This is a genomic window from Salinicola salarius (genome assembly GCF_003206135.1).
In the GTDB taxonomy this organism is placed as follows: Bacteria; Pseudomonadota; Gammaproteobacteria; order Pseudomonadales; family Halomonadaceae; genus Salinicola; species Salinicola salarius.
In genome coordinates, this window is sequence record NZ_PZJT01000024.1 from 24,784 (window position 1) to 48,023 (window position 23,240).

23 protein-coding genes, 1 tRNA gene and 1 riboswitch are annotated in these 23,240 nt (G+C 63.5%); of the genes, 12 read left to right on the forward strand and 12 right to left on the reverse strand.

Features of this window, described 5'->3' with window-relative positions:
• Positions 1 to 290 precede the first annotated feature (290 nt).
• The 5 genes from DOM32_RS18155 to DOM32_RS16985 form a co-directional block, all read right to left on the reverse strand.
• The gene (locus tag DOM32_RS18155) at positions 291 to 674 is read right to left on the reverse strand and encodes a LysR substrate-binding domain-containing protein (protein WP_338095142.1); all 384 of its coding nucleotides are present in this window, start codon (positions 672 to 674) and stop codon (positions 291 to 293) included.
• Positions 556 to 1,950, reverse strand: a complete 1,395-nt coding sequence (gene shiA, locus DOM32_RS16970; protein WP_110636792.1) for a shikimate transporter — start codon at positions 1,948 to 1,950, stop codon at positions 556 to 558. Before shiA ends, DOM32_RS18155 begins: the two co-directional genes overlap by 119 nt.
• 153 nt (positions 1,951 to 2,103) lie before the next feature.
• Positions 2,104 to 3,144, reverse strand: coding sequence for an ABC transporter substrate-binding protein (locus tag DOM32_RS16975; protein WP_244179965.1), 1,041 nt, complete (start codon positions 3,142 to 3,144; stop codon positions 2,104 to 2,106).
• On the reverse strand, positions 3,141 to 4,559 hold the full coding sequence (locus DOM32_RS16980) for a sensor histidine kinase (RefSeq protein WP_110636795.1): 1,419 nt from the start codon (positions 4,557 to 4,559) through the stop codon (positions 3,141 to 3,143). Before DOM32_RS16980 ends, DOM32_RS16975 begins: the two co-directional genes overlap by 4 nt.
• Positions 4,556 to 5,260: a response regulator gene (locus tag DOM32_RS16985; protein ID WP_071230788.1), complete on the reverse strand. Its 705-nt coding sequence runs from the start codon at positions 5,258 to 5,260 to the stop codon at positions 4,556 to 4,558. The genes DOM32_RS16980 and DOM32_RS16985 overlap by 4 nt, the downstream gene beginning before the upstream one ends.
• A 189-nt stretch (positions 5,261 to 5,449) precedes the next feature.
• On the opposite strand from DOM32_RS16985, the gene DOM32_RS16990 reads away from it, so the two are divergent.
• From DOM32_RS16990 to DOM32_RS17010, 6 genes are all read left to right on the forward strand, one after another.
• Positions 5,450 to 6,439, forward strand: coding sequence for a Bug family tripartite tricarboxylate transporter substrate binding protein (locus tag DOM32_RS16990; RefSeq protein WP_071230787.1), 990 nt, complete (start codon positions 5,450 to 5,452; stop codon positions 6,437 to 6,439).
• Positions 6,436 to 6,894: a tripartite tricarboxylate transporter TctB family protein gene (locus tag DOM32_RS16995; RefSeq protein ID WP_071230786.1), complete on the forward strand. Its 459-nt coding sequence runs from the start codon at positions 6,436 to 6,438 to the stop codon at positions 6,892 to 6,894. The genes DOM32_RS16990 and DOM32_RS16995 overlap by 4 nt, the downstream gene beginning before the upstream one ends.
• Positions 6,895 to 8,406, forward strand: a complete 1,512-nt coding sequence (locus DOM32_RS17000) for a tripartite tricarboxylate transporter permease (RefSeq protein ID WP_110636798.1) — start codon at positions 6,895 to 6,897, stop codon at positions 8,404 to 8,406. It abuts the gene before it with no gap.
• Between the two features lie 202 nt (positions 8,407 to 8,608).
• On the forward strand, positions 8,609 to 9,022 hold the full coding sequence (locus tag DOM32_RS18295; RefSeq protein ID WP_208625408.1) for a transporter substrate-binding domain-containing protein: 414 nt from the start codon (positions 8,609 to 8,611) through the stop codon (positions 9,020 to 9,022).
• The gene (locus tag DOM32_RS18300) at positions 8,968 to 9,339 is read left to right on the forward strand and encodes a type 2 periplasmic-binding domain-containing protein (protein ID WP_208625409.1); all 372 of its coding nucleotides are present in this window, start codon (positions 8,968 to 8,970) and stop codon (positions 9,337 to 9,339) included. Before DOM32_RS18295 ends, DOM32_RS18300 begins: the two co-directional genes overlap by 55 nt.
• Before the next feature lie 146 nt (positions 9,340 to 9,485).
• Positions 9,486 to 9,575 (forward strand) — tRNA-Ser (locus DOM32_RS17010).
• 65 nt (positions 9,576 to 9,640) lie between these two features.
• Here the strand turns inward: DOM32_RS17010 and DOM32_RS17015 are convergent.
• From DOM32_RS17015 to DOM32_RS17025, 3 genes are all read right to left on the reverse strand, one after another.
• On the reverse strand, positions 9,641 to 10,561 hold the full coding sequence (locus tag DOM32_RS17015) for a DMT family transporter (RefSeq protein WP_244179966.1): 921 nt from the start codon (positions 10,559 to 10,561) through the stop codon (positions 9,641 to 9,643).
• Between the two features lie 30 nt (positions 10,562 to 10,591).
• Complete coding sequence (locus tag DOM32_RS17020; RefSeq protein ID WP_110636801.1) at positions 10,592 to 11,770, reverse strand: phosphoglycerate kinase; 1,179 nt, start codon at positions 11,768 to 11,770, stop codon at positions 10,592 to 10,594.
• 144 nt (positions 11,771 to 11,914) lie between these two features.
• Positions 11,915 to 12,970 (reverse strand): type I glyceraldehyde-3-phosphate dehydrogenase, encoded by a 1,056-nt coding sequence (locus DOM32_RS17025; RefSeq protein ID WP_110636803.1) that lies wholly within the window; start codon positions 12,968 to 12,970, stop codon positions 11,915 to 11,917.
• Positions 12,971 to 13,231: 261 nt separating this feature from the next.
• Between DOM32_RS17025 and DOM32_RS17030 the strand changes: the two genes are divergently transcribed.
• Entirely contained in the window at positions 13,232 to 14,185 is a 954-nt protein-coding gene (locus DOM32_RS17030) for an aconitase X swivel domain-containing protein (RefSeq protein ID WP_157957112.1), read from the forward strand.
• A gap of 31 nt (positions 14,186 to 14,216) precedes the next feature.
• Here the strand turns inward: DOM32_RS17030 and DOM32_RS17035 are convergent, their stop codons facing one another.
• The 3 genes from DOM32_RS17035 to DOM32_RS17045 all read right to left on the reverse strand — a co-directional run bounded on the left by DOM32_RS17035 (position 14,217) and on the right by DOM32_RS17045 (position 16,244).
• Positions 14,217 to 14,975 (reverse strand): alpha/beta fold hydrolase, encoded by a 759-nt coding sequence (locus tag DOM32_RS17035; protein ID WP_110636810.1) that lies wholly within the window; start codon positions 14,973 to 14,975, stop codon positions 14,217 to 14,219.
• Positions 14,976 to 15,139: 164 nt separating this feature from the next.
• Entirely contained in the window at positions 15,140 to 15,868 is a 729-nt protein-coding gene (locus DOM32_RS17040; RefSeq protein WP_110636813.1) for an LrgB family protein, read from the reverse strand.
• Entirely contained in the window at positions 15,861 to 16,244 is a 384-nt protein-coding gene (locus DOM32_RS17045; RefSeq protein ID WP_110636817.1) for a CidA/LrgA family protein, read from the reverse strand. Before DOM32_RS17045 ends, DOM32_RS17040 begins: the two co-directional genes overlap by 8 nt.
• 522 nt (positions 16,245 to 16,766) lie before the next feature.
• On the opposite strand from DOM32_RS17045, the gene DOM32_RS17055 reads away from it, so the two are divergent.
• The 4 genes from DOM32_RS17055 (at position 16,767) to DOM32_RS17070 (ending at position 21,208) form a co-directional block, all read left to right on the forward strand.
• Positions 16,767 to 17,819, forward strand: a complete 1,053-nt coding sequence (locus DOM32_RS17055; RefSeq protein ID WP_087720179.1) for a class I fructose-bisphosphate aldolase — start codon at positions 16,767 to 16,769, stop codon at positions 17,817 to 17,819.
• Positions 17,820 to 18,082: 263 nt separating this feature from the next.
• Positions 18,083 to 19,135 carry a type 2 periplasmic-binding domain-containing protein gene (locus DOM32_RS17060; protein ID WP_110636822.1) on the forward strand — a complete coding sequence of 351 codons (1,053 nt, stop codon included), beginning with the start codon at positions 18,083 to 18,085 and terminating at the stop codon, positions 19,133 to 19,135.
• A 94-nt stretch (positions 19,136 to 19,229) separates the two neighbouring features.
• Entirely contained in the window at positions 19,230 to 19,673 is a 444-nt protein-coding gene (locus DOM32_RS17065; protein WP_110636825.1) for a tripartite tricarboxylate transporter TctB family protein, read from the forward strand.
• A 32-nt stretch (positions 19,674 to 19,705) separates the two neighbouring features.
• Positions 19,706 to 21,208, forward strand: a complete 1,503-nt coding sequence (locus tag DOM32_RS17070) for a tripartite tricarboxylate transporter permease (RefSeq protein WP_110636828.1) — start codon at positions 19,706 to 19,708, stop codon at positions 21,206 to 21,208.
• A gap of 72 nt (positions 21,209 to 21,280) precedes the next feature.
• Here DOM32_RS17070 and DOM32_RS17075 read toward each other — a convergent pair whose 3' ends face one another.
• Positions 21,281 to 21,778 carry a 6,7-dimethyl-8-ribityllumazine synthase gene (locus DOM32_RS17075; RefSeq protein WP_071231441.1) on the reverse strand — a complete coding sequence of 166 codons (498 nt, stop codon included), beginning with the start codon at positions 21,776 to 21,778 and terminating at the stop codon, positions 21,281 to 21,283.
• A gap of 151 nt (positions 21,779 to 21,929) precedes the next feature.
• Positions 21,930 to 22,097: riboswitch (FMN riboswitch) on the reverse strand.
• A gap of 148 nt (positions 22,098 to 22,245) precedes the next feature.
• Here DOM32_RS17075 and DOM32_RS17080 point away from each other — a divergent pair.
• On the forward strand, positions 22,246 to 23,232 hold the full coding sequence (locus DOM32_RS17080) for a sugar-binding transcriptional regulator (protein ID WP_071231440.1): 987 nt from the start codon (positions 22,246 to 22,248) through the stop codon (positions 23,230 to 23,232).
• Positions 23,233 to 23,240 lie beyond the last annotated feature (8 nt).

Below are 23,240 nucleotides of genomic sequence, written 5' to 3' on the forward strand. Positions count from 1 at the left end.
CGTGATGCCGGTCAGGAGCCAATATCGTGGCTGTGATCAGCTCGGGCGGGGATAAAAATGTCCTGCAGTGTCGGTATCGCCAGCTAATCTGGACGGATGGCAATACGAGGGTGTTTTAAACACTATGGCGTGTCTCACGTCATGGGTAACGTCCCTTCGCTTGATTTTCTACCAGCTCCCGCAATATATCGTTGGTCATTTGCATCGCCGGGGTCACAGGTTCACGACGACGGCTGCAGATGATCGGTGAGGTGATGTTGCGCTACGCTAGCCGTACATAGGTAACTTCGTCACGCTGCATGCGCATGACCTGCTCCGGCACCAGACTGAAACCAAGATCCGAGGCGACCAGACCGATTGCGGTCTATAGTTCGTTGGTTTCCTGAATGACCTTGACTTTCAAACCTCTGAGTCTGAACAGGCTGAACACGGCATCGGCATAGCTTGGACGAGGCGATGCCGGATAGATGATCATTAGGATACTCGGCTAACTGAGCCAGTGTCGGGATGGTACCCACCAAGGGATGATGTGCCGGCAATGCAGCGACGGTTGGCTCATCGAACAGTACCTTCTGCGCGATATCGGGATCGTCCAGACGTATACGGCCGAAACCGATATCGATTCTCCCCGCCTTGAGCGCCTGGACCTGATTGACGGTCGTCAATTCCAACAACAGCTACGGCAGAAACCAGACAGCCGGCGGCCAGATAGACGGCAACCGGGACCCAGCTGCCGTCGTAGAGGTCGACTAGAGCGGCGGCGATGAACGGAGTGAAGCCGCCGCCAACCACGCTGGCGACCTGATAGCCGACCCCGGCGCCGCTGTAACGATAGGCGGCGCCGAACAGCTCGGCGAAGATTGGCTGCTGCACGCTGACCACCATGTCGTGGGCGAGATTGGCCAGTGCTACGGCGAAGATCACGATCCACAGAATCGAGCCGGCCTGCAACGCCATGAAGAACGGAAAGGCGGCCAGCACGCCGACGATGGCGCCGGTGATATAGACGCGCCGACGCCCCAGCGTGTCGGCCAGCCAGGCGAACAGCGGGATGGTGACGCAGCTGATCGCGCCGACCAGCAGACCGATATGCAGAAACAGATCCCGCGACAGATCGAGATAGCCGGTGGAGTAGCTCAGCGCGAAGGTGGTCACGATATACATCGTGAACAGTTCGGCCAGGCGCATGGCGATGATCGTCACGAAGGCGCCGGGGTGGCGTTTGAGTGCTTCGAGTATCGGTGGTCTGACCGGCTTCCGGTCGTTGCGCTCGACCGCTTCGACGAACTCCGGCGACTCTTCGAGGCTCGAGCGGATCTTCAGCGCAACCAGCACCAGCACCACGCTGAACAGAAACGGCAGGCGCCAGCCCCAGGCCGTGAAATCGGCGTCGCTCAATTCGTAGCTGAGCAGCGAGACGCTACCGGTGGCCAGGATCAGGCCCACGCCGTAGCCCACCTGCACGCCGCTGGAGTAGAACGCGCGACGGCCAGGTGGTGCGCTTTCCACTGCCATCAGCGCCGCACCGCCCCATTCGCCGCCCACCGCGAAACCCTGGATCGCACGCAGCGTGACCAGCAGAATCGGTGCCCAGACGCCGATCTGCGCGTAGGTCGGCAGCAGCCCGATCAGTGCCGTCGCGCCACCCATGAGGATCACGGTCAGGATCAGCATGCGCTTGCGTCCCAGGCGATCGCCGAAGTGGCCGAAGACCAGGCCGCCCAGGGGGCGAAACAGAAAGCCGACGCCAAAGGTGGCCAGCGCGGCCAGCGTGCCGGCGGCGGGGCTGACGTTGGGGAAGAACTGCGAATTGAAGACCAGCGCGGCGACGATGCCGTAGAGCAGAAAATCATACCAGTCGACGACGGCACCGACGAAGCTGCCGATGGCGGCGCGTTTGGCCTGGTTTGTCGACTGGGCGGGGGCGGTGGTCGCTGCGGTTACGCTCATCCGGAACTCTCGGTCTTCGGTGTCTTGGCATCGAGGCGACTGCTTCGGTCGCTGTATCGATGTGGCGGCGCCGTATCTTACGGCATTGCGACGACGGGCACAGGGGCAATTCGGGAGCCGTCGCCATATCGGTATCGCCCATTCCGACATCCCTCATTCTGAAAGGATCTGGATCTCGCGGTCCCAGCGGCGCAGGAACGCATCGCGACGCAGCGGGTCGACGAACGCCAGCAGCGTGGCGTTGATCGGAATCGGGTAGAGATGGTCGCCGACCTGATCGCGCAGCCGCTGGGCGGTGTAGGGGCCGATGACATCGTCGCGCACGCTGAACAGCGGCGTCTGGCCGGCCAGGATGTGCTGGCCGCGCCGGCTCAGAAGGAAGCGGACGAAGCGTCTGGCGGCGGCCGGGTGTGGCGCGTCACGGTGGACGAATGCCATCCGCATCAGCACCAGCGAGTAGTCGTTGGGGACCTGGACGATGATGTCGGGATGGGTCTGCGCCCAGAGCATCGCATAGGAACCCAGCAGATTGTAGCCGAGCCAGTAGCGGCCCTCGCTGAGCCCGGCCAGCATGCGCTGGGTGGTGGTTTCGAGATTGATGTTGGCCGCTCCCATGGCGGCGATCAGATCCCAGGCGCGGGGCGTATAGCGGGCATCCTGCTGGAACAGGGTGTAGCCGACGCCGCTTTCTCGAGGCGAGTAGCTCACCACGCGACCATCGAGCCAGTGACGATAATGGGTCAGCAGATCGAGCAGGTCGCGATGGGTTTCCGGTGGCGGCATGTGCGAGGCGAGCTCGAGGCGATAGGCCATCACCACCGGCTCGAAGGTGAAGCCGAACACCTCGTTTCGCCATTTCGCCCACGCCGGCCACTGGTCGACTTCCGGCGCGTCGAGGGGCTGGGCCATGCCTTCGTTGCTGAGCGCCAGTTGCCACGGCATGGCGGAACTGATGACCACGTCCGGCGGCGATTCACGGTCCCGGGCACGTCGGTCGACCTCCAGCGTCGAGCGGTCGCGATAGTCGAGATCGATCTGCGGATTCTCGGCGGCGAAGGCGTCGAGTACCGGATCGACGATCTGGCGATCCAGCGCGGCTTCGATGATCAGCTTTTCGGCGGCCCGGGCGGTGCCAGTGCCGACAAGACCCAGCCACAGAGCAAGGCCGAGCATCACCTGCAGACATCGTTTCATGTCCTGCTCTCCTCGGGTGGCCGACAGCGGGCCAGCGTCAAGGTGACCCGGAATCCTCGCGGCTGCCGGTTGGAGACCGCTAGCTGGCCGGCATGGCGCACGGCGATGGATTCGGCAATGGCGAGCCCCAGCCCGGAGCCACACGTATCCTGGCGCCGGCCGCGTTCGAACGGCTGGGTCAGCCGGCCGAGCGACTCGGCATCGACGCCGGGGCCGTTATCTTCGAGCGTGAGCGTGACCTGCTCGTCGTCGCCGTCGTCGTGGGCGAGTCCCAGCGTGATTTCGCTGCCGGGCGGCGTGTAGCGGCAGGCATTGTCGATCAGGTTGTTAAGCAGTTCGTGCAGTGCCCAGCTTTCCCCTTCGACCCATACCGGGGTGGGCATGTCGATGACCAGGCCGAGATCGTGATCGCGGCTGTCCTGGCGATCGGCCCAGTCGGTGGCGACCTCGCGCATCAGCCGATCCAGCGCCAGCGGTTGACGCTCATGCCCCGGCCCCAGGTGCTGAAGTCGAGTCAGGCTCAACATCTGGCCGGCGAGGCGGCTGGTGCGTTCGGCGCTGTCGTGGACGGCTTCGAGCGCCTGGTGCCAGATGGCCGGCTCGCGGCTGGAGAGCGCCAGTTCGCTGGTGCTCTGCAGCCCGGCCAGCGGGGTCTTGAGCTGATGCGAGGCGTCGGCGATGAAGCGCAGCAGCGCATCGCGATGATGACGCTGGTCGGCGAACAGCCGGTTGAGGGTCTCGACCAGTTCGTGCATCTCCTTCGGCACGCCGAGCCTGAGCGGGCTGATGTCGTCGGCCCGCCGATCGCGAAGTGCCTGGCGCAGACGACGCAGCGGCGCCAGCATGGTATGCATGGCGATCGCTACCAGTGCGGCAGTGATCAGCACCATCGCGGCAAAGCGGGTGGCGCTCTTGCGGAACAGTTCCTGCGCCAGCAGGTCGCGACCGTGACGGGTATGGCCTACCCACAGCTGCACCGGCTCCTGGGTGTCCCAGCCGGCGGAATCCACCTCGCGACCGCTGAGACGAATCGGCTGGCCGTCGTAGACGGCGTCGAGATAGACCGGCTGGCGCCTGGCCTCGACCTGCATCGAGGCGGTGATCGGCAGATCGGCATTCTGGGTGATGGAAAGGCCGTTATCCGCCTGCAGCCAGTAGAACACCCGTTCCTGCCAGCGGGTGGCGAGGATCTGCAGCGCCGAGGCGGGCATTTCCAGGGTTGGCTTACCCTCCGGCCATTGCAGCGATTCGGCGATGGTCAGGCTGGCGGCTTCCAGTTGACCGTCCATGGCTCGATCGGCGGCCTTGCGCGCGCTGGTATAGGCCTCGATCAGCAGCAGCGTCCCCAACCCCGCGACGATGGCGATGAGCCATAGCGCCAGGCGCCGCTTGAGCGATGTCTGCGGCGGTATCACTCGGGGCGTTCCTTCGGTGCGCCAGGCTCATGTTTGTCCGCTGTCTCTTCCAGTCGATAGCCCAGACCGCGCAGTGTACGAATCGACAGGCCGGAGCCCGCCAGGCGCTTGCGCAGCCGGCTGACATAGACATCGAGCGCGTTGGCGCCCACCGCCTCGAAGCCGAACAGCCGGTTCTCCAGCGCCTCGCGCTGCACGATTCGCCCGGCGTTGAGCATCAGCGCCTCCAGCAGGCTGAATTCCCGTCGTGGCAGATCCAGCGAGGTCTCGTTCAGCCAGGCACTGGCAGAGCGGGTGTCCAGTTTCAAACCGCCGAAGCGCACGCTGTTGTCCAGCCGCTGCTGGCTGCGACGCAGCAGGGCGCGAACCCGCGCTTCCAGCTCGGTGATCGAGAACGGCTTGGCGAGATAGTCGTCGGCACCGAGATCCAGCCCGCGGACTCGATCCTCCAGCGCATCCCGCGCGGTCAGAATCATTACCGGCGTGGGGTCGGCGTGGGCGCGTAACCATTCGAGCACGCCGAGACCGCTGCCATCGGGCAGGCCGAGATCGAGCAGAACCAGGTCGAAGCGGCCCTGGCGTAGCGCCTGGATGGCGTCGTCGACGCGTGATAGTGCATCGACAGTGTAACCGTGGCGAGTCATTGCCTGGCTCAGCGAGCGTGACAGCAGCGGATCGTCTTCGATCACGAGCAGGTGCATGGCGGTTTCTCGAGGCCATCTGCTAGCCATGTCTTGTACGACTAATGTCCTATACGACAAAGGCCTAGATGACAGGTTGATGAAAGGTTAGCGCTCTAGCATCGCGCCGTCGGTAGGCAAAACCGGCCCGAGTCCGGTGCCCGCCACGAGATTTTGCGAGCATAACAACCCAGGTAGGAGACGCACAGCATGCCCAACTCTCGATTCCTCTCTCGCTGGCTGGTTGCCGCCGTGACCGGCGGCGCGCTGCTGGCCGGCGCCGTTCAGGCCCAGGCCAAGCCGCCCGAGTGTATCGCACCAGCCAAGCCGGGTGGCGGTTACGATTTGACCTGTCGTCTGGCGGCCAACGGCCTGCAGGACGCCAAGCTGATCGACGAGCCGATGATGGTCAGCTACATGCCGGGCGGTATCGGCGCCGTGGCTTATAACCATGTCACCGGCGTGCGCGACGACGATCCCAACCTGATCGTGGCCGCAAGCACCGGCGCTGCGCTCAACCTGGCGCTGGGCAAGTTCGGTCTCGAGCACAAGGTCGACGACGTTCGCTGGCTGGGTGCGCTGGGTGTCGACTACGGCGCGATCGTGGTCCGCAAGGATGCGCCGTGGAACAACCTCGATGAGCTGATGAAAGCGCTGAAGCAGGACCCGTCCGGCGTGGTGATCGGTGCCGGCGGTACCGTCGGCAGCCAGGACTGGATGAAAGCGGCGCTGATGGCCAAGGCCGACGATGTCGATCCGCGCAAGCTGCGCTACGTCTCCTTCGAGGGCGGCGGTGAAGCGCTGGCGGCACTGCTGGGCGAGCACATCCAGGTGTTCACCGGCGACCTGGCCGAGCTGAAACCGCAGCTCGACAGCGGCGAGATCCGCATTCTGGCGGCGCTCTCCGAAGAACGCATGGGCGGCCCCTACGCGGACATCCCCACCGCCAAGGAGCAGGGCTACGATGTCGAATGGCCGATCTGGCGCGGTTACTACATGGGGCCGAACGTCAGCGACGAAGCCTATCAGCAGTGGGCCGATCGCCTGCGCGAGCTGAACGACACCGAGAGCTTCAAGGCGTTGCGCGAGGGTCGCGGGCTGTTCCCGATGTCCAAGTTCGGTGACGACTTCCATCAGTACGTGAAGCAGCAGGTCGCCGACTTCCAGCAACTGTCCAAAGAAGTGGGTTTGACGAAATGAGACTCGCCGCCGACCGAATCCTGAGTTTGCTGTTGCTCGGTCTGGCGGCGTTCATCGCCGTCCAGGCCTGGCAGCTACAGGTGCCGTTCAGCTACGACCCGGTCGGGCCGAAAGCATTTCCGCTGCTGCTGTCGGGTCTTCTGGCGGTTCTGGCGATCGTGCTTTTCATCCGTCCCGGCGCCAGCGGCCAATGGCCGAGCGGCGCGTTGCTGTTGCGCCTGGTCATCACCATGGCAGTGCTCGGCATCTATGCGGCGCTGTTCATCAATCTGGGTTACCTGGTGACGACCGCTCTGGTCAGCATCGTCATCGCCTGGCTGTTCGGCGCCACGCCGATGAAAGCGATCATCGGCGGATTGCTGCTGGCGCTCGGCAGCTATCTGCTATTCACCTACGGATTGGGAATCTCGCTGCCGACCGGTAGCTGGATCGAGCCGCTGCTGGGGAGCAACTGAATGTTCGATTTTCTGATCCAGGGCTTCGGTGTCGCCCTGACCCCGCTCAATCTGGGGCTGGCCTTCCTGGGCGCGCTGCTCGGCACGCTGTTCGGCGCCCTGCCGGGCATCGGGCCGATCAACGGTATCGCCATCCTGATGCCGCTGGCCTACACGCTGGGGCTGCCGGCCGAATCCGCACTCATCCTGCTGGCCGGTATCTATACCGGTTCCGAATATGGCGGGCGCATGTCGAGCATTCTGCTCAACGTGCCCGGCGACGCCGGCGCGGTCATGACCACGCTGGACGGCCATCCGCTGGCCAAGAAGGGCCTCGCCGGGCCGGCCCTGGGTCTGTCGGCGGTCAGTTCGTTCATCGGGGCGACTATCGCCATCGTCGGTCTGACGCTGTTCGCGCCGCTGCTGGCGGTCGTTGCCGTCAAGTTCGGCCCTGCCGAATTCTTCGCACTGATGATCTTCGCCTTCGCCTCGATGTCCGCGATGATGGGCAAGGATCCGATCAAGACGTTGATCGGCGCCGTACTCGGGGTATTGATCTCTACCGTCGGCGTCGACTCCGGCACCGGCGTGCTGCGCTTCACCTTCGACATGCCCGAGCTCTACGACGGCATCGATTTCGTGGTGATGATCATCGGCCTGTTCGCGGTCAGCGAGATCCTGCTGATGCTCGAGCACGCCTTCCGTCACGACCAGGAAGGCGAGATGGCGCCGATCGGCCGTGTCATGGTCAAGATGAGCGAAGTGCTGTACTGCAAGTGGGCGATCCTGCGCTCCAGCGTGATCGGCTTTGTCATCGGCGTGCTGCCGGGCACCGGCGCCTCCGTCGCCAGCGCCGTGGCCTATACCACCGAAAAGCGCATCAGCGATCACGACAACAGCTTCGGCACCGGCAACATGCGCGGCCTGGCCGCGCCGGAAGCGGCCAACAACGCCTCCGCCGCCGGCTCGTTCGTGCCCATGCTAACGCTGGGCATTCCCGGCTCCGGCACCACCGCGATCCTGCTTGGCGCGCTGATGCTCTACAACATCAATCCGGGCCCAATGATGTTCCGCGAGCAGCCGGTGGTGGTGGGCGGTCTGATCGCCTCGCTCTATATCGGCAATGTCATGCTGCTGCTGCTGAACCTGCCGCTGGCCGGCGTATTCGCCCGCGTATTGCAAGTACCGCGCTGGCTGCTGGTGCCGAGCGTGGCGATTCTCGCCTTCGTCGGCGTCTACCAGCTGCATTCCGATTTGATGGCTATCTACCTGATGCTGGTTATCGGTGTGTTCGGCTACCTGCTTCGCAAGTTCGGCTTCTCGCTGGCGCCGGTGGTGCTCGGCTTCGTGCTCGGCGGGCTGATGGAAGAGAACCTGCGTCGGGCGCTGTCGATCAGCGGAGGCGACGTCGGCATCCTGTTCCAGTCCGGCCTCTCCATCGGGCTATGGATCGCCGCCGCGCTGGTCGTGCTGGTACCGATGTTTGCCGGCAAGCTCAAGGCGAAGTTCCTGCCGGCGGCTAAGCCTTCCTGATACCGTGATCGAGATCAATCGAATGACGTGCTGCGTCGACGGCCCCGCTCTGGCGGGGCCGTCGTCGTTGAGCCGGAGGCGTTGCCGTCGGAGAGCGCCTCAAGAAGCCGATGTCACGAGATTCAGTGCCCGTGCTGGCACCGACTCCGGCTATAGTCCGAATAGCCCAACTTGTGGCGATGCTGATCACTGGGAGCAACCGATGAGTGATGACAAGTCTGCAGTAATCGAAGCGCTGGCACCGCATGGGCGACTGCGTGTCGCCATCAACTACGGCAATATCGTACTCGCGCAGCGGGGTAAGGACGGCGAGCCTGCCGGCGTCTCGGTTGCGCTGGCGCGGGCGTTGGCATCGGAGCTCGATGTGGCGATCGAATTCGCCACTTTCGACGGCGCCGGCGACGTGTTCGCCGCTATCGACGACGACGCCTGGCGGATCGGCTTTCTCGCCCGCGATCCGGTTCGTGCGGAGAAGATTCATTTCACCGCCCCCTACGTGATCATCGAAGGCACCTATCTGGTACCGGAATCTTCACCGTTCAGGATATCGACGAGCTGGACGTGGATGACGTCCGTATCGCGGTGGGCAAGGGCGCGGCCTACGACCTTTACCTGACCCGCGCGTTGCAGCATGCGAGCCTGGTTCGCGCGGCAACCTCAGCCGCGGCCATCGAGCTGTTCGTCGAGAGCCAACTGGATGCCGCAGCCGGCGTTCGTCAGCCGCTCGCGGCCTACGCCGCGTCGAACCCGGGCTATCGTGTCCTGCCCGGTCGCTTCACGGCGATCGAGCAGTGCATGGCGATACCCAAGACACAGGCGTCGGATGCGGTCACGCGTTACGTCGAGGACTTCCTGGCCCGCATGAAGCGGGAGGGCCTGGTGAAGCGTGCGCTGTCGGAAAGCGGCCAGGACGAGACGCAGGCGGCGGACTGAGCCGGCAGTCGTCGAAAAGCGGAAATATTCAGGTCACGACGTTAACGTTTCGATTCTTTTCTGTTATTTTTCCGCCGCGGGATGATCGTGAGCCGATAGCCGACGCTATGAGCGTGGGGCACTAGGCTCGGCGCGAGTCTCGCCAAGGAGAGGTGGCAGAGTGGTCGAATGCACCGCACTCGAAATGCGGCATACCTTCGCGGGTATCGAGGGTTCAAATCCCTCCCTCTCCGCCACGAATGATGAAAGCCGGCTCATGTAGCCGGCTTTTTCGTTGCTGGACGACACGCATGGCTAACCTTCAGCCGCTTGCTCTCGCCGGCAGCACTTCCAGGACCGCGGCGGCAATCACCAGAACGGCGCCGACAATCTGGATCGTCGCCAGCGGTTCGTCAGCGAACAGCGCCGCCGAGAAGACGCCGACGAGCACTTCGCTCATCATCAGGATACCCAGCCGGGCCGGGGGCAGATGGCCGGCTGCCCAGACGATGAGAGCCAGCGATGCCGACCACCACAGAATCGCCGCGGCGAGGATCCAGCCTGCTACGCGCCATCCGGTTTCCAGCGGCGGCAAGCCGGGCCAGGGAGAGAGGAAGGGCGCCAGCAGCACGGCGGCGACCAGCGCACCGACCGCGAACAGAAAGCTGCCTTCTCCGGGGCCGAGGGTGTTGTGGGAGCGCATGCCGCTGGAAGCGACTGCCCACATCAGTCCCGAGGCCAGCCCCAGCCAGTCACCGATGCCGTGCGGCAGCGGGGAGCCGTTGGCGCCGAGCACCAGCCCCAGGCCGATCAGCCCCACGAGGATGACGGCCACGCGTCGGCCGGTGAGCGGCCAGCGCCACCATAGCCGTTCGATTAGCGTGCTCCAGACCGGGGTCAGGTAGAACAGCAGAATGACCACGGCGACCTGGCCATGAACCAGGCCGATGGAGTAGAGCATGAACGCCGCTCCGCCCAACGTGACCGAGGCGAGCCCCAGCGCGGAAGAACGGGCGAGCCGGCGACGCTGGGCCAGCGCCCAGGGGGAGAGCACCACGCACGCCGTGGCGGCGATGATCAGCGATCCCCAGACGCCGCCGAGCTGAAGCGCCTCGATGCGGCGAATGGGATACCAGTAGATACCCCAGAGCCCGCCGGCCAGCAGAACGCCCAGCGCTGCCAGCCGTGCCGGAGAGACACGGCTGGCGATGTCGAGAGAGAACGACGTCGCCTTCCTTGGCACGCTAATTCCTTGTCTGTCGTGAGTGGGAAGTCAGCTAGAGGTCTTTCCCTGCGCGACTTTCTCCAGTGCTGCCACGGCGGGCAGGGTCTTGCCTTCGACGTACTCCAGGAAGGCGCCGCCGCCGGTGGAGATGTAGGAGACCTGATCGGCGATGCCGTACTTGTCGATCGCGGCGAGGGTGTCGCCGCCGCCGGCAATGGAAAACGCCTGGCTTGCGGCAATCGCCTTCGACAAGACTTCGGTGCCTTTGCCGAACTGGTCGATCTCGAACACGCCGACCGGCCCGTTCCAGAGGATGGTGCCGGCGTTTTCCAGCAGGCTGGCGAGATGCCTGGCGGTCTCCGGGCCGATATCCAGGATCATCTCGTCGTCGCCGACCTGATCGACCGGCTTGACCGTCGCTTCGGCGGATTCGGAAAACTCGGTGGCGACGACGACGTCGGTGGGCAGCGGGATCTCGACCTTGTCCATCAGCTCCTTGGCCTTGTCGACCAGGTCGGCTTCATAGAGCGATTTGCCCACGCCGTAGCCGGCCGCGGCGATGAAGGTGTTGGCGATACCGCCGCCGACGATCAGCTGATCGCACTTTTCCGACAGCGAATAGAGCACGTCGAGCTTGGTCGACACCTTGGAGCCGCCGACGATGGCGGCCATCGGACGCTTGGGCGCGCTGAGCGCCTTTTCCAGCGCGTCGAGCTCGTTGGCCAGCAGCGGGCCGGCGCAGGACTGCGGCGCGAACCGGATCACGCCATGGGTGGAGGCCTGGGCGCGGTGGGCGGTGCCGAAGGCGTCCATCACGTAGACATCGCAAAGCGCGGCATACGCCTTGGCGAGCGCTTCGTCGTCCTTCTTCTCGCCCGGGTTGTAGCGCACGTTCTCGAGCAGCACGACTTCACCGGCGGCGATCTCGACGTTGCCGTCGAGGTAGTCCTTTTCCAGGCGCACCGGCTTGCCGAGTAGCTCGGCGAGATGCTCGGCCACCGGCGCCAACGTGAACTCGTCCGCCGGCTCGCCTTCGGTGGGCCGCCCCAGGTGGCTCATCAGCATGACGCTGGCGCCAGCGTCGAGCGCGGCCTTGATGGTCGGCAGGCTGGCGCGGATGCGCGCATCGCTGGTGACCTTGCCGTCCTTGACGGGTACGTTGAGATCTTCGCGGATCAGTACGCGTTTGCCGGAGAGATCCAGGTCGGTCATCTTGAGTACGGTCATGAGATCCTTTCCTTAGAGGGTATTTAATAAAGGGCTGCACTCGCCGATACGGCGTTGAAACCCTCTTCAACATGCTCATTTACTGCTCGTAAACTCCGCTGTTTCATCCGGTTTCGCCTTGTCTCGTCTTCGTTCGCCTGTTTCTTAAATATCCTCTCCTGAGGAGGTGACGGGTTCGGCAATGGAAGATGGCAGTTCGAGCCAGTGGCGGGCGACGTCGAGCATCCGATTGGCGAAGCCCCACTCGTTGTCGAACCAGCACAACAGCTTGAGCAGGCGGCCGCCGGCCACGCGGGTCTGGGTGGCATCCACGATACCCGAGCGCGGATCGTGGTTGAAGTCGACCGAGGCCATCGGTTCGTAGGTCATGCCGAGCAGCCCCAGGTAGCGTTCGCGACTGGCGGCGGCCAGGCAGGCGTTGATGGCAGCGGCGTCGGTCTCGCGCTCGAGCGAGATCGCCATGTCCATGGCCGAGACGTTGATGGTCGGCACGCGTACGTGAAGACATTCGAAACGATCCGCCAGGTGCGGCATCAACCGGCTGATGCCGCGGGCCAGGCCGGAATCCACCGGGATGATCGAGTGCATGGCCGAGCGTGTCAGGCGCAGGTCGCTGTTGTGGTAGGCGTCGATCACCGGCTGGTCGTTCATCGCCGAATGGATGGTGGTGGTGACGCCGTGGGATACGCCAAAACTGGCTTCCAGCACGTCGAGGATCGGTATCAGGCAGTTGGTGGTACACGAGGCCGCCGAAACGATGCGCATGTCGCGGTCGATCGCTGCGTGGTTGACGCCATAGACAACCGTGGTGTCGACGTCGGTCTCCGCCGGCTGGGAAAACAGCAGCCGCGCCGCGCCGGCCTGGAGATGCCGCTCGGCAGTGGCGCGATCCTTGAAGCTGCCGGAACACTCCAGCAGCAGGTCGATACCGAGCTCGCCCCACGGCAGCGCTTCCGGTTCGGCAGCGTTGAGTACCCGAATGGTGCGGCCGTTGATGACCAGGCAGCCATCACGTGCTTCTACCTGACCGGGAAAGCGTCCATGAGTCGTGTCGTAGCGAGTCAGGTAGGCGATCGTCTCCAGATCGGAAAGCTCGTTGATGGCAACGATTTCCAGCGGCAGGTCGGGGCGTTCGATCAGCGCACGCAGCACGCTCTGGCCGATGCGGCCGTAGCCGTTGATGGCGACGCGGTAGGTCATGGGCGAATCGTGAATCCTGATAACCCTGGGAAGAGCGAATGGGAGCATCTTAGCGCATTCGGTCGTGGTGGGCAGAATTCGAGCCTGAGGCACGCTGGACGGGAAAATCGATCGAATTGGGCAAACTGCTGGACGACGCCAGGGCTGCCCCATAGTTTGATGTGACGTTCCGCGTTGCTGGGTGATATCTCCGATGTCTATCGTTGCGAAGGCGCTGCCGAGATTGTCGGGTTCGGCGTCGCATTCTCGGGCCCATTCGTCATGAGGCGCCATCTCGAGTCGTTGTCGTTCTATATTTCCGCCACTGAATGTCTGGTCGAGGGCGAGGGCAGCGGGGTGGTACTGGCCAGTTCGACGCCGCTCAGCCTGTGGGGCGGCGTGGACCCGGACCGAGGCGAAATCATCGATCGCCACCACCCGCTGTGCGGCGAAGGCATCGCCGGGCGAGCGCTGGTCATTCCCCACGGGCGGGGGTCGTGTACCGGCAGCGTGGTGCTGCTGGAGGCCATCCATGCCGGGCAGGCGCCGGCGGTGATCGTGCTCAACCGGGTCGATGACATCATCGCCCTGGGCGCCATCGTCGCCGAGGAAGTCTTGTCGCTGGCGGTGCCGATCGTGGTGCTGGACGACGCGCGTTTCGCCATGGCGCAGGCGGCGCATCTCATCACGCTCCATCGGGGCAGGCGGCTGGTATTGAGCGGCCCGCGCCTGGCGGGCCTGGCCAGCGTGACGGCCGGCGGGGAATTGGGGCACGAGCCGGCACCGGCGATCGCTGCCAACGACGGGTTCCCGCTCTCGCCGGCGGATCGGCGCTGTCTCGATGGCGAGAAGGGCCCGGCGGCCCAGGCTGCGATGCGAATCGTGTTGCGCATGGCGCGTCTGCAGGGCGCGCTCGGACTGCTCGATGTGACTCGGGTACATGTCGATGGCTGCATCTACACCGGCCCGGCAGGCTTGGAATTCGCCGAGCGGCTGGCCGGCTGGGGAGGAACGGTAGGTATATCGGCGCCTTCCGACCCGGCTTCGATACCGGGGGCGTCGACGCGGCTCATCGAGCTGTCTCGGAGACTGGGTGCATCGCCCGTGTCCACGGCAGAGCCGAGCGGGGAACGCCCGCCATGGCCTTGGCTGCTCGGTCTCTGCATCGCGGTAACGGGCCGGGCACCGGCGCTACCCGATGGCCGGCCAGGTTCAGATCTGCCGTTCGGCGGCTAGCGCCAACCGACTTGAGCTCGTCTAGTGAAGCTCATCGACTCGAGCCGATCTGGGCGGCAATCGCGTTGAGCTGTTCGGCCAGGGTTTCCGGCATCTCCATGGGAAGCAGGTGGCCGTAGCCAGGAAAGACCTCGAGCCTGCCTTGCGGGAGGTGCGGCATCACTTCGGAACGCTGGGTTTCCGGTGGCAACGACGGGTCCCGATCGCCGACCAGTACCCAGGCCGGATAGGGCAGCTTGCCGACGGTGTCGCGCCAGTCCTCGGCATAGGTCGTCGTCGGCCAGGCGCGCCACGCGGCCGGGTTGGCGTTGATGGCATCTTCCACCGCCTGCTGGTAGAGCGTCGGTGCGAGTGACACCTCGCTGGCGCCGTCGATGAACTGGCGCGCCTGAGCTTCGCTGAAGTCGAACTCCAGCTGGAACCGATGCTCATCCTCGCCGATCGACTGCGGCCCCGGCGGCGACGGCGCGATCAGGATCAGCGCGCGTAGCCATGTCGGGCGATTGGCAGCGACGGTCATCGCGATGCGCCCGGAGAACGAGTGGCCGACCAGAATCACATCGTCGAGCGCGGCGGCATCGATGCACTGCTCGACGTGCCGTGTCATCGAGGCGACGTCGAACCCGGCCACCTCGCTGGCGCGGCCGAAGCCCGGCATGTCCAGCGTGACGACCCGGTATCGGTCGTCGAGCAGCGGCAGCACCGCCTCCCACTCGTGATGGGAACTGCCGAAGAAGTGTATGAGCACCAGCGTCGGGTCTCCCTGACCGCTGTCACTGGCTATCGTCATCGGGTCTCTCCTGTCGAGGTCATCGAAACGTTCGACGAACTGCTACCAGCGTAGCGCGATCTGCGCCGCTGTCAGGGGCGGGCGCGGTATGGCACGCCGTTCGATGGAGAAGCCATTCGGCAGAAATGCCTGCGAAAACGGCTTCAATAGACAGAAAACGTCTTCTAGTAGAAAAGATGCCAGACGAGCGGCAGCACGATGGCGGTAAAGGCGCCGGTCAGGCTCATGCCCAGCGAGGCGAAGGCACCAGCGACCGTGCCAAGCTCGAACGCGCGTACGGTGCCCAGGGCGTGCCCGTTGATGCCCAGCGCCAGGCCGATCAGCCGTGGGTCACGAATACGCAGGATTCGGCTCAGCCATTCCACCCCGAAGATGGCGGTAATGCCTGTCGTCAGCAGCGCTCCCATCAGCAGCGCCCGTGAGCCGCCGAGTTCTTCGGCCAGCCCGAGCGCGATGGGCGAGGTCACCGACTTGGGTGCCAGCGAGGCGAGCACGTCCTTGGGTGCGCCCATGATGGCGGCGATGATGACCGCGTAGCAGGCGGCCAGCGTCGCCGACAGCGGGAGCGTCATCAGAATCGGCTTCCATAATGCGCGTATCTGCGGCAGCTGCTGGTAGAGCGGGACGGCCAGCGCGACGGTGGCCGGGCCCAGCAGCAGCATCAGCCAGCTGGCGCCCCGGTTGTAGTCGTCGATGCCGATGGGCAACGAGGCGACGACCATGGCAATCACGATCGCCGCGATCAGCATCGGTGGACACCAGCTGGGCCGGCGCATCAGCTTGAACAGGCGAATGCCGAAGAAGTAGGCGCCGAGGGTGAGCGCGATCGCTGCGATTGGCGACTCGAACCACTGTTGCGGCAACTGCGAAAGACGCGCGAGCCAGTCATTCATGGTCGATGCTTCCGAGAGGGTTGGCCGGCTCGTCGTCGGCGGGGAGGTAACGGCGCATCAGCAGCAGGCTCGACAACACGCTGAGCAGCGTGCCGGCGATCAGGGCGGTCAGAATCGCGGCCCATTGGTCCGCAAATTGATCGGCGACAAAGAATATCTCGACGACACCGGGCATGATCAGCAGTGCCAGCATGGCGATCAGCGGTTGGCTGACATGCACGACATCCGGATTCATGCGACCGCGATAGCCGAACCAAAGCGTCAACAGCAGCATGCCTATTACACCGCTGGGCATCGGAATGTGAAGTAGCTGCACGAGGGTCTGCCCCAGCAACAGAAAGGCAAGCAGCCACAGAAAGCCGCGCAGAACGGACATCGCTGAAACCCCGGATCGCTGAAAGGTTAGCATCATACCAAAGGCGCAACGTTCCCCACAGGTTGATGCGATAGACGTGATCTGCGGCGATGGCTCAAGACTTTCCCATGACGATTTTCAGCCATCGCCCGGATACGAAATGTGACAGTCTGGGAGGCCCCGTCAGGCGTCCGACAGAAGAGACAGGCGATGCAGAAACGGTGCATGTACGTGAACTGCGACGCATTGTCGCTTATTCTTGGCGACGTTCTACAGCTAATCGATGATCGCCGCGGCTGGAGAGGGGGCTGCAGTTCGAGCTGGGCGGCGTGAAACGGTTGTGCGTGGGGGCGGTGAATGCGCGCCTGATCGGGTCCCGAAGGGCCGGTCGTGCGACGTCATCGGCTGGCGCCAGCCTTTCCGGACGGTACGCGGCACGGCAACGCCAGGTAGCCATTATCGGGTAGCCATCTTTGTAGAAAGGGAAACGGCCCAGGTCGAGATTCCCCGGATGACCCATCTTGAGGACAGAGGAAAAGCAACATGACCGATATTGCCAAGTTACTGGGCAAGGAAGCCGACAGCCTTCTCAGCTATACCTGTACGGGTTTCAAGAAAGAAGACCTGTATCTCCCGGGACCCGATTTCGTCGACCGCGTATTCTCCGATACCGACCGCAGCCCGCACGTGATGCGTAACCTGCAGACGCTGTTCAATACTGGTCGTCTGGGTGGCACGGGCTATCTCAGCATCCTGCCGGTCGATCAGGGTATCGAGCATTCGGCTGGTGCCTCCTTCGCGCCCAACCCGATGTACTTCGATCCCAAGAACATCGTCGAACTGGCGCTGCAGGGCGGCTGCAACTGCGTCTGTTCCACCCTGGGCGTGCTTTCGTCCGTCGCGCGGCGCTATGCGCACAAGATCCCGATGATGCTCAAGCTCAACCACAACGAGAGCCTGACGCTGCCGGCGATGTACGAGCAGACCATGTTCGCGCAGATCGAACAGGCCCACGACATGGGCTGCATCGCGGTCGGCGCCACGATCTACTTCGGCTCCGAAGATAGCCGTCGCCAGATCCAGGAAGTCAGCGAGGCGTTCGAGCGCGCACACGAGCTGGGCATGGTTACCGTGCTGTGGTCGTACCTGCGCAATCCGGAGTTCAAGAAAGACGGCACCGACTACCACGTCTCCTCTGACCTTACCAGCCAGGCGGTGCATCTGGCGGCGACCATCAAGGCGGATATCGTCAAGCAGAAGCTGCCGGAGAACAACGGCGGCTACAAGGCGATCGGTTTCGGCCATACCCACGACAAGGTCTACAGCGAACTGACCAGCGATCATCCGGTCGATCTGGCCCGCTATCAGGTGGCCAACTCGTTCATGGGACGCGCTGGGCTGATCAACTCCGGCGGTGGCTCCAAGGGCCATTCCGATATGGGCGAAGCCGTGCGTACCGCCGTCATCAACAAACGTGCCGGCGGCATGGGTCTGATCTCCGGTCGCAAGGCGTTCCAGAAGCCGCTGAAGGAAGGTATCGAGCTGCTCAACGCCGTCCAGGACGTCTACCTCTCCAAGGACGTGACGATCGCCTGACAGGCGCGTCGAACGTTAGACGTTCGCCAATCGTTGCAGAAGCCCGGCCGTGAGCCGGGCTCTTTTTCGCCCCGATATCAGCAAGTTGCCAAAATCGAGCGGTTGCGACTTTGGTCGGGAGACTTAAGTTGAATTGTCTGACAAAGTCGCTTTCTCTACCGTGCAAGGCGTGTTCGATGATAACGCTATCATTTGGTTCCCACCGGGGGCGGCGCATCGGGTTGCGCCTCGCATGTGGGACAACGGTATGAGGGAGACGCATCATGAAAGCGATTTTGGGTAAGACCTGTCTGGCCGTGCTGACCAGTGCCGCCATCGGCGTATCGGCTTCCGCCCAGGCCGCCGAGGACTGTCCGCTGCCGGGCAACCTGCGCGTCGTGATCGGTTCGACGTCGACCGGCGGTGATACCTATCAGGTGTCCAGCATGGTGGTCGACCAATTGGCCGAGCAGCTCGACATCAACGCCAAGGTCGACGCCGTCGGTGTCATGCCCGGCTTCCAGGCGCTGGAGCGTAGCCGCCACGGCAACACGATCATGATCTTCCATGACGGCTCCTATCTGGGTCATCTCTACGGCGTGAACGGCTATCCCGACATCTTCAGCAAGTTCGTCGTCGGGCCGACCATCGCCATCAACCCGGGCAACGCTTACCTGGTACCGAAAAGCTCGCCGTACCAGTCGATGAGCGACATCATCGAGGCGGCCGGTAACGGCAAGCAGGTGAAGGTCGCCATTCAGCCGGGCGGTGTTTCCGAGATCGGCTTTACCGCATTGAAAAATGCTGTGCGGATGCAGTATCCGGGCAAGGAGAGCAACATCGTTGCCGTCAACACCGGCTCCCAGGCGGACAAGAACCAGCTGCTGTTCGACGGGGCGGTGGACGTGATCAACGGTTCGGTCCAGGCCAACGAGCAGTACACTCAGCTGCCCGCCGACGACCAGAAGGCGATGCGCTTCGTCTGGATCACGGCTCGCGAGAAGACCATTGCCCAGACCAACGAAGAGGGCATGGGCGATACCACGCGCGAGCAGTTGCTGCAGTACGTGACGCCGAACGCCAGCGTGCCGATGAGCGAGGATCAGGACTTCACCTTCGATAAGGAGTTCTTCCTGCTGTACAACAAGGACATGGATCCTGCCGCGATCGACTGCATCGACAATGCCCTGGCCGACGTGTACGAGGGGGACGAGCTCCAGGAGCAGCTGAAGCGTTCGTTCTTCGTGCCCGACTACAAGCCTACCCAGGAAGCGGCCAGCTATCTGGAAGAGAAGAACGACGAATACAAGACCATCATCAGCGACCTGAAGGGCTGATCCTGCCGCGTGCCGGCCCCGGCGAACGTCGGCCGGCACGATTCGTTTCCACCACTGATGCCGCCGGTGACGCCCGGCGCAGGAGCCGCTTTCCATGGAAAGCCAATGGCTGTCGCTGCTCGATGTCAGCATCGACTTCGACCAATCGCATCTCTTCTTTCCCCGTATCGTCACCTGGATCCTGGTCATCCTGCTGGCGATGATCGTGATCACCCGCTATCGACTGCTGGTGCCCGGCCTGAAGCGTGCCGGCCGTGTGCTGGCAGGGCGCGAGGGCGAATTCGACCACAAGCGCTTCTTCGGCACGCTGGCGTTGACGACGGCCTACTTCTACTTGATGAGCGTGCTGAGCGACGTGTTTCCCAACACCGGCTACAGCTTCCTGATCATGTCGGTGGTGTTCGTGTTCCTGCTGTCGCTTCTGTACGTCGAACATCTGACGCGGCGCCTGTTCGTGATTCTCGTACTGAATGCGCTGATCGCGCCGGCGCTGGCCTGGTACGTGTTGGCACAGCTGTTCCGCATCACCTTGCCCTGATCTTCTTAGCCTGACCATCGGAGACTCGTCTCATGGATATCCTGTCTCACCTCACGCCGATGTTCTTCGGGCTGATCGCCGCGGGAACCCTGATCGGTATCATCTTCGGCGCGATTCCCGGCATGACCGCCACCATGGCGGTGGCCGTCTGTCTGCCGCTGACCTATGCCTTCGGGCTCGAGAATGGCATCGCGCTGCTGCTGGGGCTCTACGTCGGCGGCATTTCGGGCGGGATGGTCCCCGCCGTGCTGATCAACATTCCCGGTACGCCCTCGTCGATCACGACCACCTTCGACGGCTACCCGATGGCCAAGCGCGGTGAAGGCGAGCGCGCGCTCAAGATCGGTATCGTCGCTTCGGTCTTCGGCGGTCTGTTCAGCGCCGCGGTGCTGTTCTTCTTCGCGCCGGTGCTGGCGGACTTCGCGATCAAGTTCTCCTACGTCGAGAAGTTCCTGATCATTCTGCTGGCGCTGACGGTGATCGCCTCGCTCTGCTCCAACATGCTGATGGGTGTCTTCAGCGGCGTGCTCGGTGTCTGGCTCAGCCTGATCGGTACCTATTCGATTACCGAGGGCGGCAACGGCGAAACCCGCCTGATGTTCGATTTCATGGAGTACTACCTGATCGACGGCTTCTCGCTGCTGCCGGTGCTGATCGGTATCTTCGGCCTGACCACCGTGCTGCTGGATGCCGAGAAAGGCTTCAAGGACGAGACCGGCCAGGGGCCGATTTCGCTCAAGGGTGGCGCCAAGTTCAAGTTCAACGTGTTCAAGGGGCAACTGCTCAACCTGGTGCGCTCGTCGAGCATCGGCACCTTCGTCGGGATCCTGCCGGGCGTCGGCGGCAGCGCCGCTTCGGTGCTGGCCTACAGCCAGGAGAAGAACTTCTCGCGAGACTCCTCCCAGATGGGCAAGGGCGCGCCGCAGGGGATCGTCTCTTCGGAATCTTCCAACAACGCCTTGACCGGGGGCGCGCTGGTGCCGCTGCTCTCGCTGGGCATCCCGGGGGATTCCACCACCGCGATCCTGATCGGCGCCTTCACGCTGCAGGGCATTCAGGTCGGTCCGCTGTTCATCGGCAACAATATCGATACCTGGTATCTGATGATCATCGCCCTGCTGGCGGCCAACGTGCTGATGTTCGGCATCATGTACTTCGCGATCCGCCACATCGCCAAGGTGATCGAGGTGCCGAAGTACATCCTCTATCCGCTGATCATCATGATGTGCGTGGTCGGCGCCTACGCGATCAATTACGGCATCATGTTCGATGTCTGGACACTGCTGATCTTCGGGATCTTCGGCTGGGTCGCTCACAAGATCGGCCTGGAGACGGTGCCGCTGATCATCGGCTTCATCCTGGGCAAGTCGGCGGAGGTCTACTTCGTCAAGAGCATCGAGTCCTACGGCAACCTGTCGATCTTCTTCACCAAGAGCCCGATCGCCATGTTCCTGTGGGTGCTGATCGCCATCTCGCTGGCCTTCGCGATCTATCTGCGTCTACGCAATCGCCGGCAGCCGACCGTCGAAAGCTGAGCCAGACCTGCAACGCAAAGCGCCCACGCCATCGAGGATGGCGTGGGCGCTTTTCATCGGGATGACGAACGATCAATCGGCGCTGAGCTTGCGCACCTGATTGAGGTTTTCCATCGTCGTCAGACACGCCTCGGCCGCTTCGCGCCCCTTGGTCAGGAAGTGCTGCTGGAAGAAGGCGGCATGCGCCTCGTGCTCATGGAAGTGATGCGGCGTCAGCACGGCGGAGAGCACCGGCACTTCCTGCTCGATCTGCAGCGACATCAGTGCGTCGATCACCGCGGTGGAGACGAAGTCGTGACGATAGATGCCGCCGTCGACGACGAACCCGGAGGCGACGATGGCGGCGTAACGGCCGCTCTTGGCCAGCAGTTTGGCCTGCAGCGGGATCTCGAACACACCGGGAACGGTGAAGGTATCGACCTGTTCCACGGAGAAACCGCGCTCGGCGACGGCATCCAAGAAGGCACTGTGGCAGTTGCCGACGATATCGCCGTGCCAGTCGGCGCGAATGAAGGCGATGCGTTGCGACAGCGTCTGGGAGGAGAGCTGCGGCGGATAGGGCTGATTCATGGTCGTTTCCTATTCAGATGACCGAGGTCACGTTAACCAGAATCAGGGCTGCGGATCCGCTTGGAAATCACGGGAGGCGGTTGGCATGGGCGTGAATTGGTGAAAATCACCGATAGCCACGCAAGGCTGACCGAGTCGTCGTAGCAAGTGGAACCGTTCTCTTTCATCCGGACTGTGACCGTCGGCTTCGGAATCTCACCGAATCTGCTGACCTTGATGGCGCTAGCCATCAAGCGCTCGCGGGCTGAGAGGCTGGCGTGTCTTTTCACGCCGCATCATTACCGCCGGTGGGGACTTTCACCCCGCCCTGAGAACCGATTGCGGCGAACCGCAATCCGTCGATAGTCTACGCCGTTCCTGGCCCGCGAGAAAGCCGGAGTCGAGGACGCTTGTGGTATCGTGAGGCGGCCAAGCCGAGCCGGATTCGACCTTTCAGAATTCGATTTTCTCAAAACATGGAAGCGTGCATGAACGAGCGCAACGAAAACGCCGATATCGCCCTGATGACGGAAATTGCCACCCTCTATTACACCGAGGGGGAAACGCAGGAGGTCATCGCCAATCGGCTGGGGATCTCTCGCGTCAAGGCGGGGCGGTTGCTCAAGCGCGCGCAGGCCGAAGGGATCGTCGACGTTCGGGTTCGCCAGCATCCGGCGGTCAGCGCGGAAATCGAGCAGGCGCTCAAGCGGCGTTTCGGCATCAAGCGCGCCTTGATCGCCCTCGATCACGCCGATGCCGACGTCCAGCGGGCCAACGTGGCCAGCCTGGTGGCCGACCATCTCTCGCGGCAGTTGAGCGACGGGGCGATCGTCGCCGTCGGCATGGGTCGCAACGTCGGCGCGGTGGCGGACAACGTCTTCGAGCAGGGCCAGCGCCAGTGTTCCTTCGTCTGCGCCATCGGGGGATCGGTGCGGGCCGGGGAGTACATGAACCCGGACCATATCTGCCGACGGCTGGCGATCAAGTTCGGCGGCGACAGCGAAACGCTCTACGCCCCGGCCCTGGTGCAGAATCTCGAACTGCGCGATGCGATGTACGAGAACCCGACCATTCGTCAGACGCTGGATCGTGCCCGGCGCGCCGATCTCGCCCTGATCGGCATCGGCGATCTCAGCGAGAACAGCAACATGGTGCGCATGGGCTGGTTCACGCCACAGGAGACCGCCGAGGCGCGGCTTTCCGGTACCGTCGGCGACATGATGGGTTACGACTTCATCGATATCTACGGCCGTCCGTCGCTGACGCCGATGCAGGGCCGCGTGATCGGCCTGACGATCACCGATCTGGCGCGGATCCCCGATGTCATCGCCATCGCCGCCGAGAACACCAAGGCCGCCGGCATTCTCGGGGCGCTGCGCACCGGCGTGATCGATACGCTGGCGACCAGCGTCACCAATGCGCACACGATTCTGCGCCTGGATGAAGCGACGCGGGTCGACGACGAGCCAGCCTGATCGCCACG

What these genes read in the sequence shown, in the direction of transcription:
- DOM32_RS17045 (WP_110636817.1), bottom strand. Translation starts at nt 16,244, where the DNA reads ATGTCCGTTCTGCGCGGCTTTCTGTGGCTGCTTGCCTTTCTGTTGCTG.
- DOM32_RS17035 (WP_110636810.1), bottom strand. Translation starts at nt 14,975, where the DNA reads ATGACGATAGCCAGTGACAGCGGTCAGGGAGACCCGACGCTGGTGCTC.
- DOM32_RS16990 (WP_071230787.1), top strand. Translation starts at nt 5,450, where the DNA reads ATGCCCAACTCTCGATTCCTCTCTCGCTGGCTGGTTGCCGCCGTGACC.
- DOM32_RS18295 (WP_208625408.1), top strand. Translation starts at nt 8,609, where the DNA reads ATGAGTGATGACAAGTCTGCAGTAATCGAAGCGCTGGCACCGCATGGG.
- DOM32_RS17060 (WP_110636822.1), top strand. Translation starts at nt 18,083, where the DNA reads ATGAAAGCGATTTTGGGTAAGACCTGTCTGGCCGTGCTGACCAGTGCC.
- DOM32_RS16975 (WP_244179965.1), bottom strand. Translation starts at nt 3,144, where the DNA reads ATGAAACGATGTCTGCAGGTGATGCTCGGCCTTGCTCTGTGGCTGGGT.
- DOM32_RS17000 (WP_110636798.1), top strand. Translation starts at nt 6,895, where the DNA reads ATGTTCGATTTTCTGATCCAGGGCTTCGGTGTCGCCCTGACCCCGCTC.
- DOM32_RS16985 (WP_071230788.1), bottom strand. Translation starts at nt 5,260, where the DNA reads ATGCACCTGCTCGTGATCGAAGACGATCCGCTGCTGTCACGCTCGCTG.
- DOM32_RS17040 (WP_110636813.1), bottom strand. Translation starts at nt 15,868, where the DNA reads ATGAATGACTGGCTCGCGCGTCTTTCGCAGTTGCCGCAACAGTGGTTC.
- DOM32_RS17070 (WP_110636828.1), top strand. Translation starts at nt 19,706, where the DNA reads ATGGATATCCTGTCTCACCTCACGCCGATGTTCTTCGGGCTGATCGCC.
- DOM32_RS17020 (WP_110636801.1), bottom strand. Translation starts at nt 11,770, where the DNA reads ATGACCGTACTCAAGATGACCGACCTGGATCTCTCCGGCAAACGCGTA.
- DOM32_RS17065 (WP_110636825.1), top strand. Translation starts at nt 19,230, where the DNA reads ATGGAAAGCCAATGGCTGTCGCTGCTCGATGTCAGCATCGACTTCGAC.
- DOM32_RS17055 (WP_087720179.1), top strand. Translation starts at nt 16,767, where the DNA reads ATGACCGATATTGCCAAGTTACTGGGCAAGGAAGCCGACAGCCTTCTC.
- shiA (WP_110636792.1), bottom strand. Translation starts at nt 1,950, where the DNA reads ATGAGCGTAACCGCAGCGACCACCGCCCCCGCCCAGTCGACAAACCAG.
- DOM32_RS17030 (WP_157957112.1), top strand. Translation starts at nt 13,232, where the DNA reads ATGAGGCGCCATCTCGAGTCGTTGTCGTTCTATATTTCCGCCACTGAA.
- DOM32_RS16995 (WP_071230786.1), top strand. Translation starts at nt 6,436, where the DNA reads ATGAGACTCGCCGCCGACCGAATCCTGAGTTTGCTGTTGCTCGGTCTG.
- DOM32_RS17025 (WP_110636803.1), bottom strand. Translation starts at nt 12,970, where the DNA reads ATGACCTACCGCGTCGCCATCAACGGCTACGGCCGCATCGGCCAGAGC.
- DOM32_RS17080 (WP_071231440.1), top strand. Translation starts at nt 22,246, where the DNA reads ATGAACGAGCGCAACGAAAACGCCGATATCGCCCTGATGACGGAAATT.
- DOM32_RS17075 (WP_071231441.1), bottom strand. Translation starts at nt 21,778, where the DNA reads ATGAATCAGCCCTATCCGCCGCAGCTCTCCTCCCAGACGCTGTCGCAA.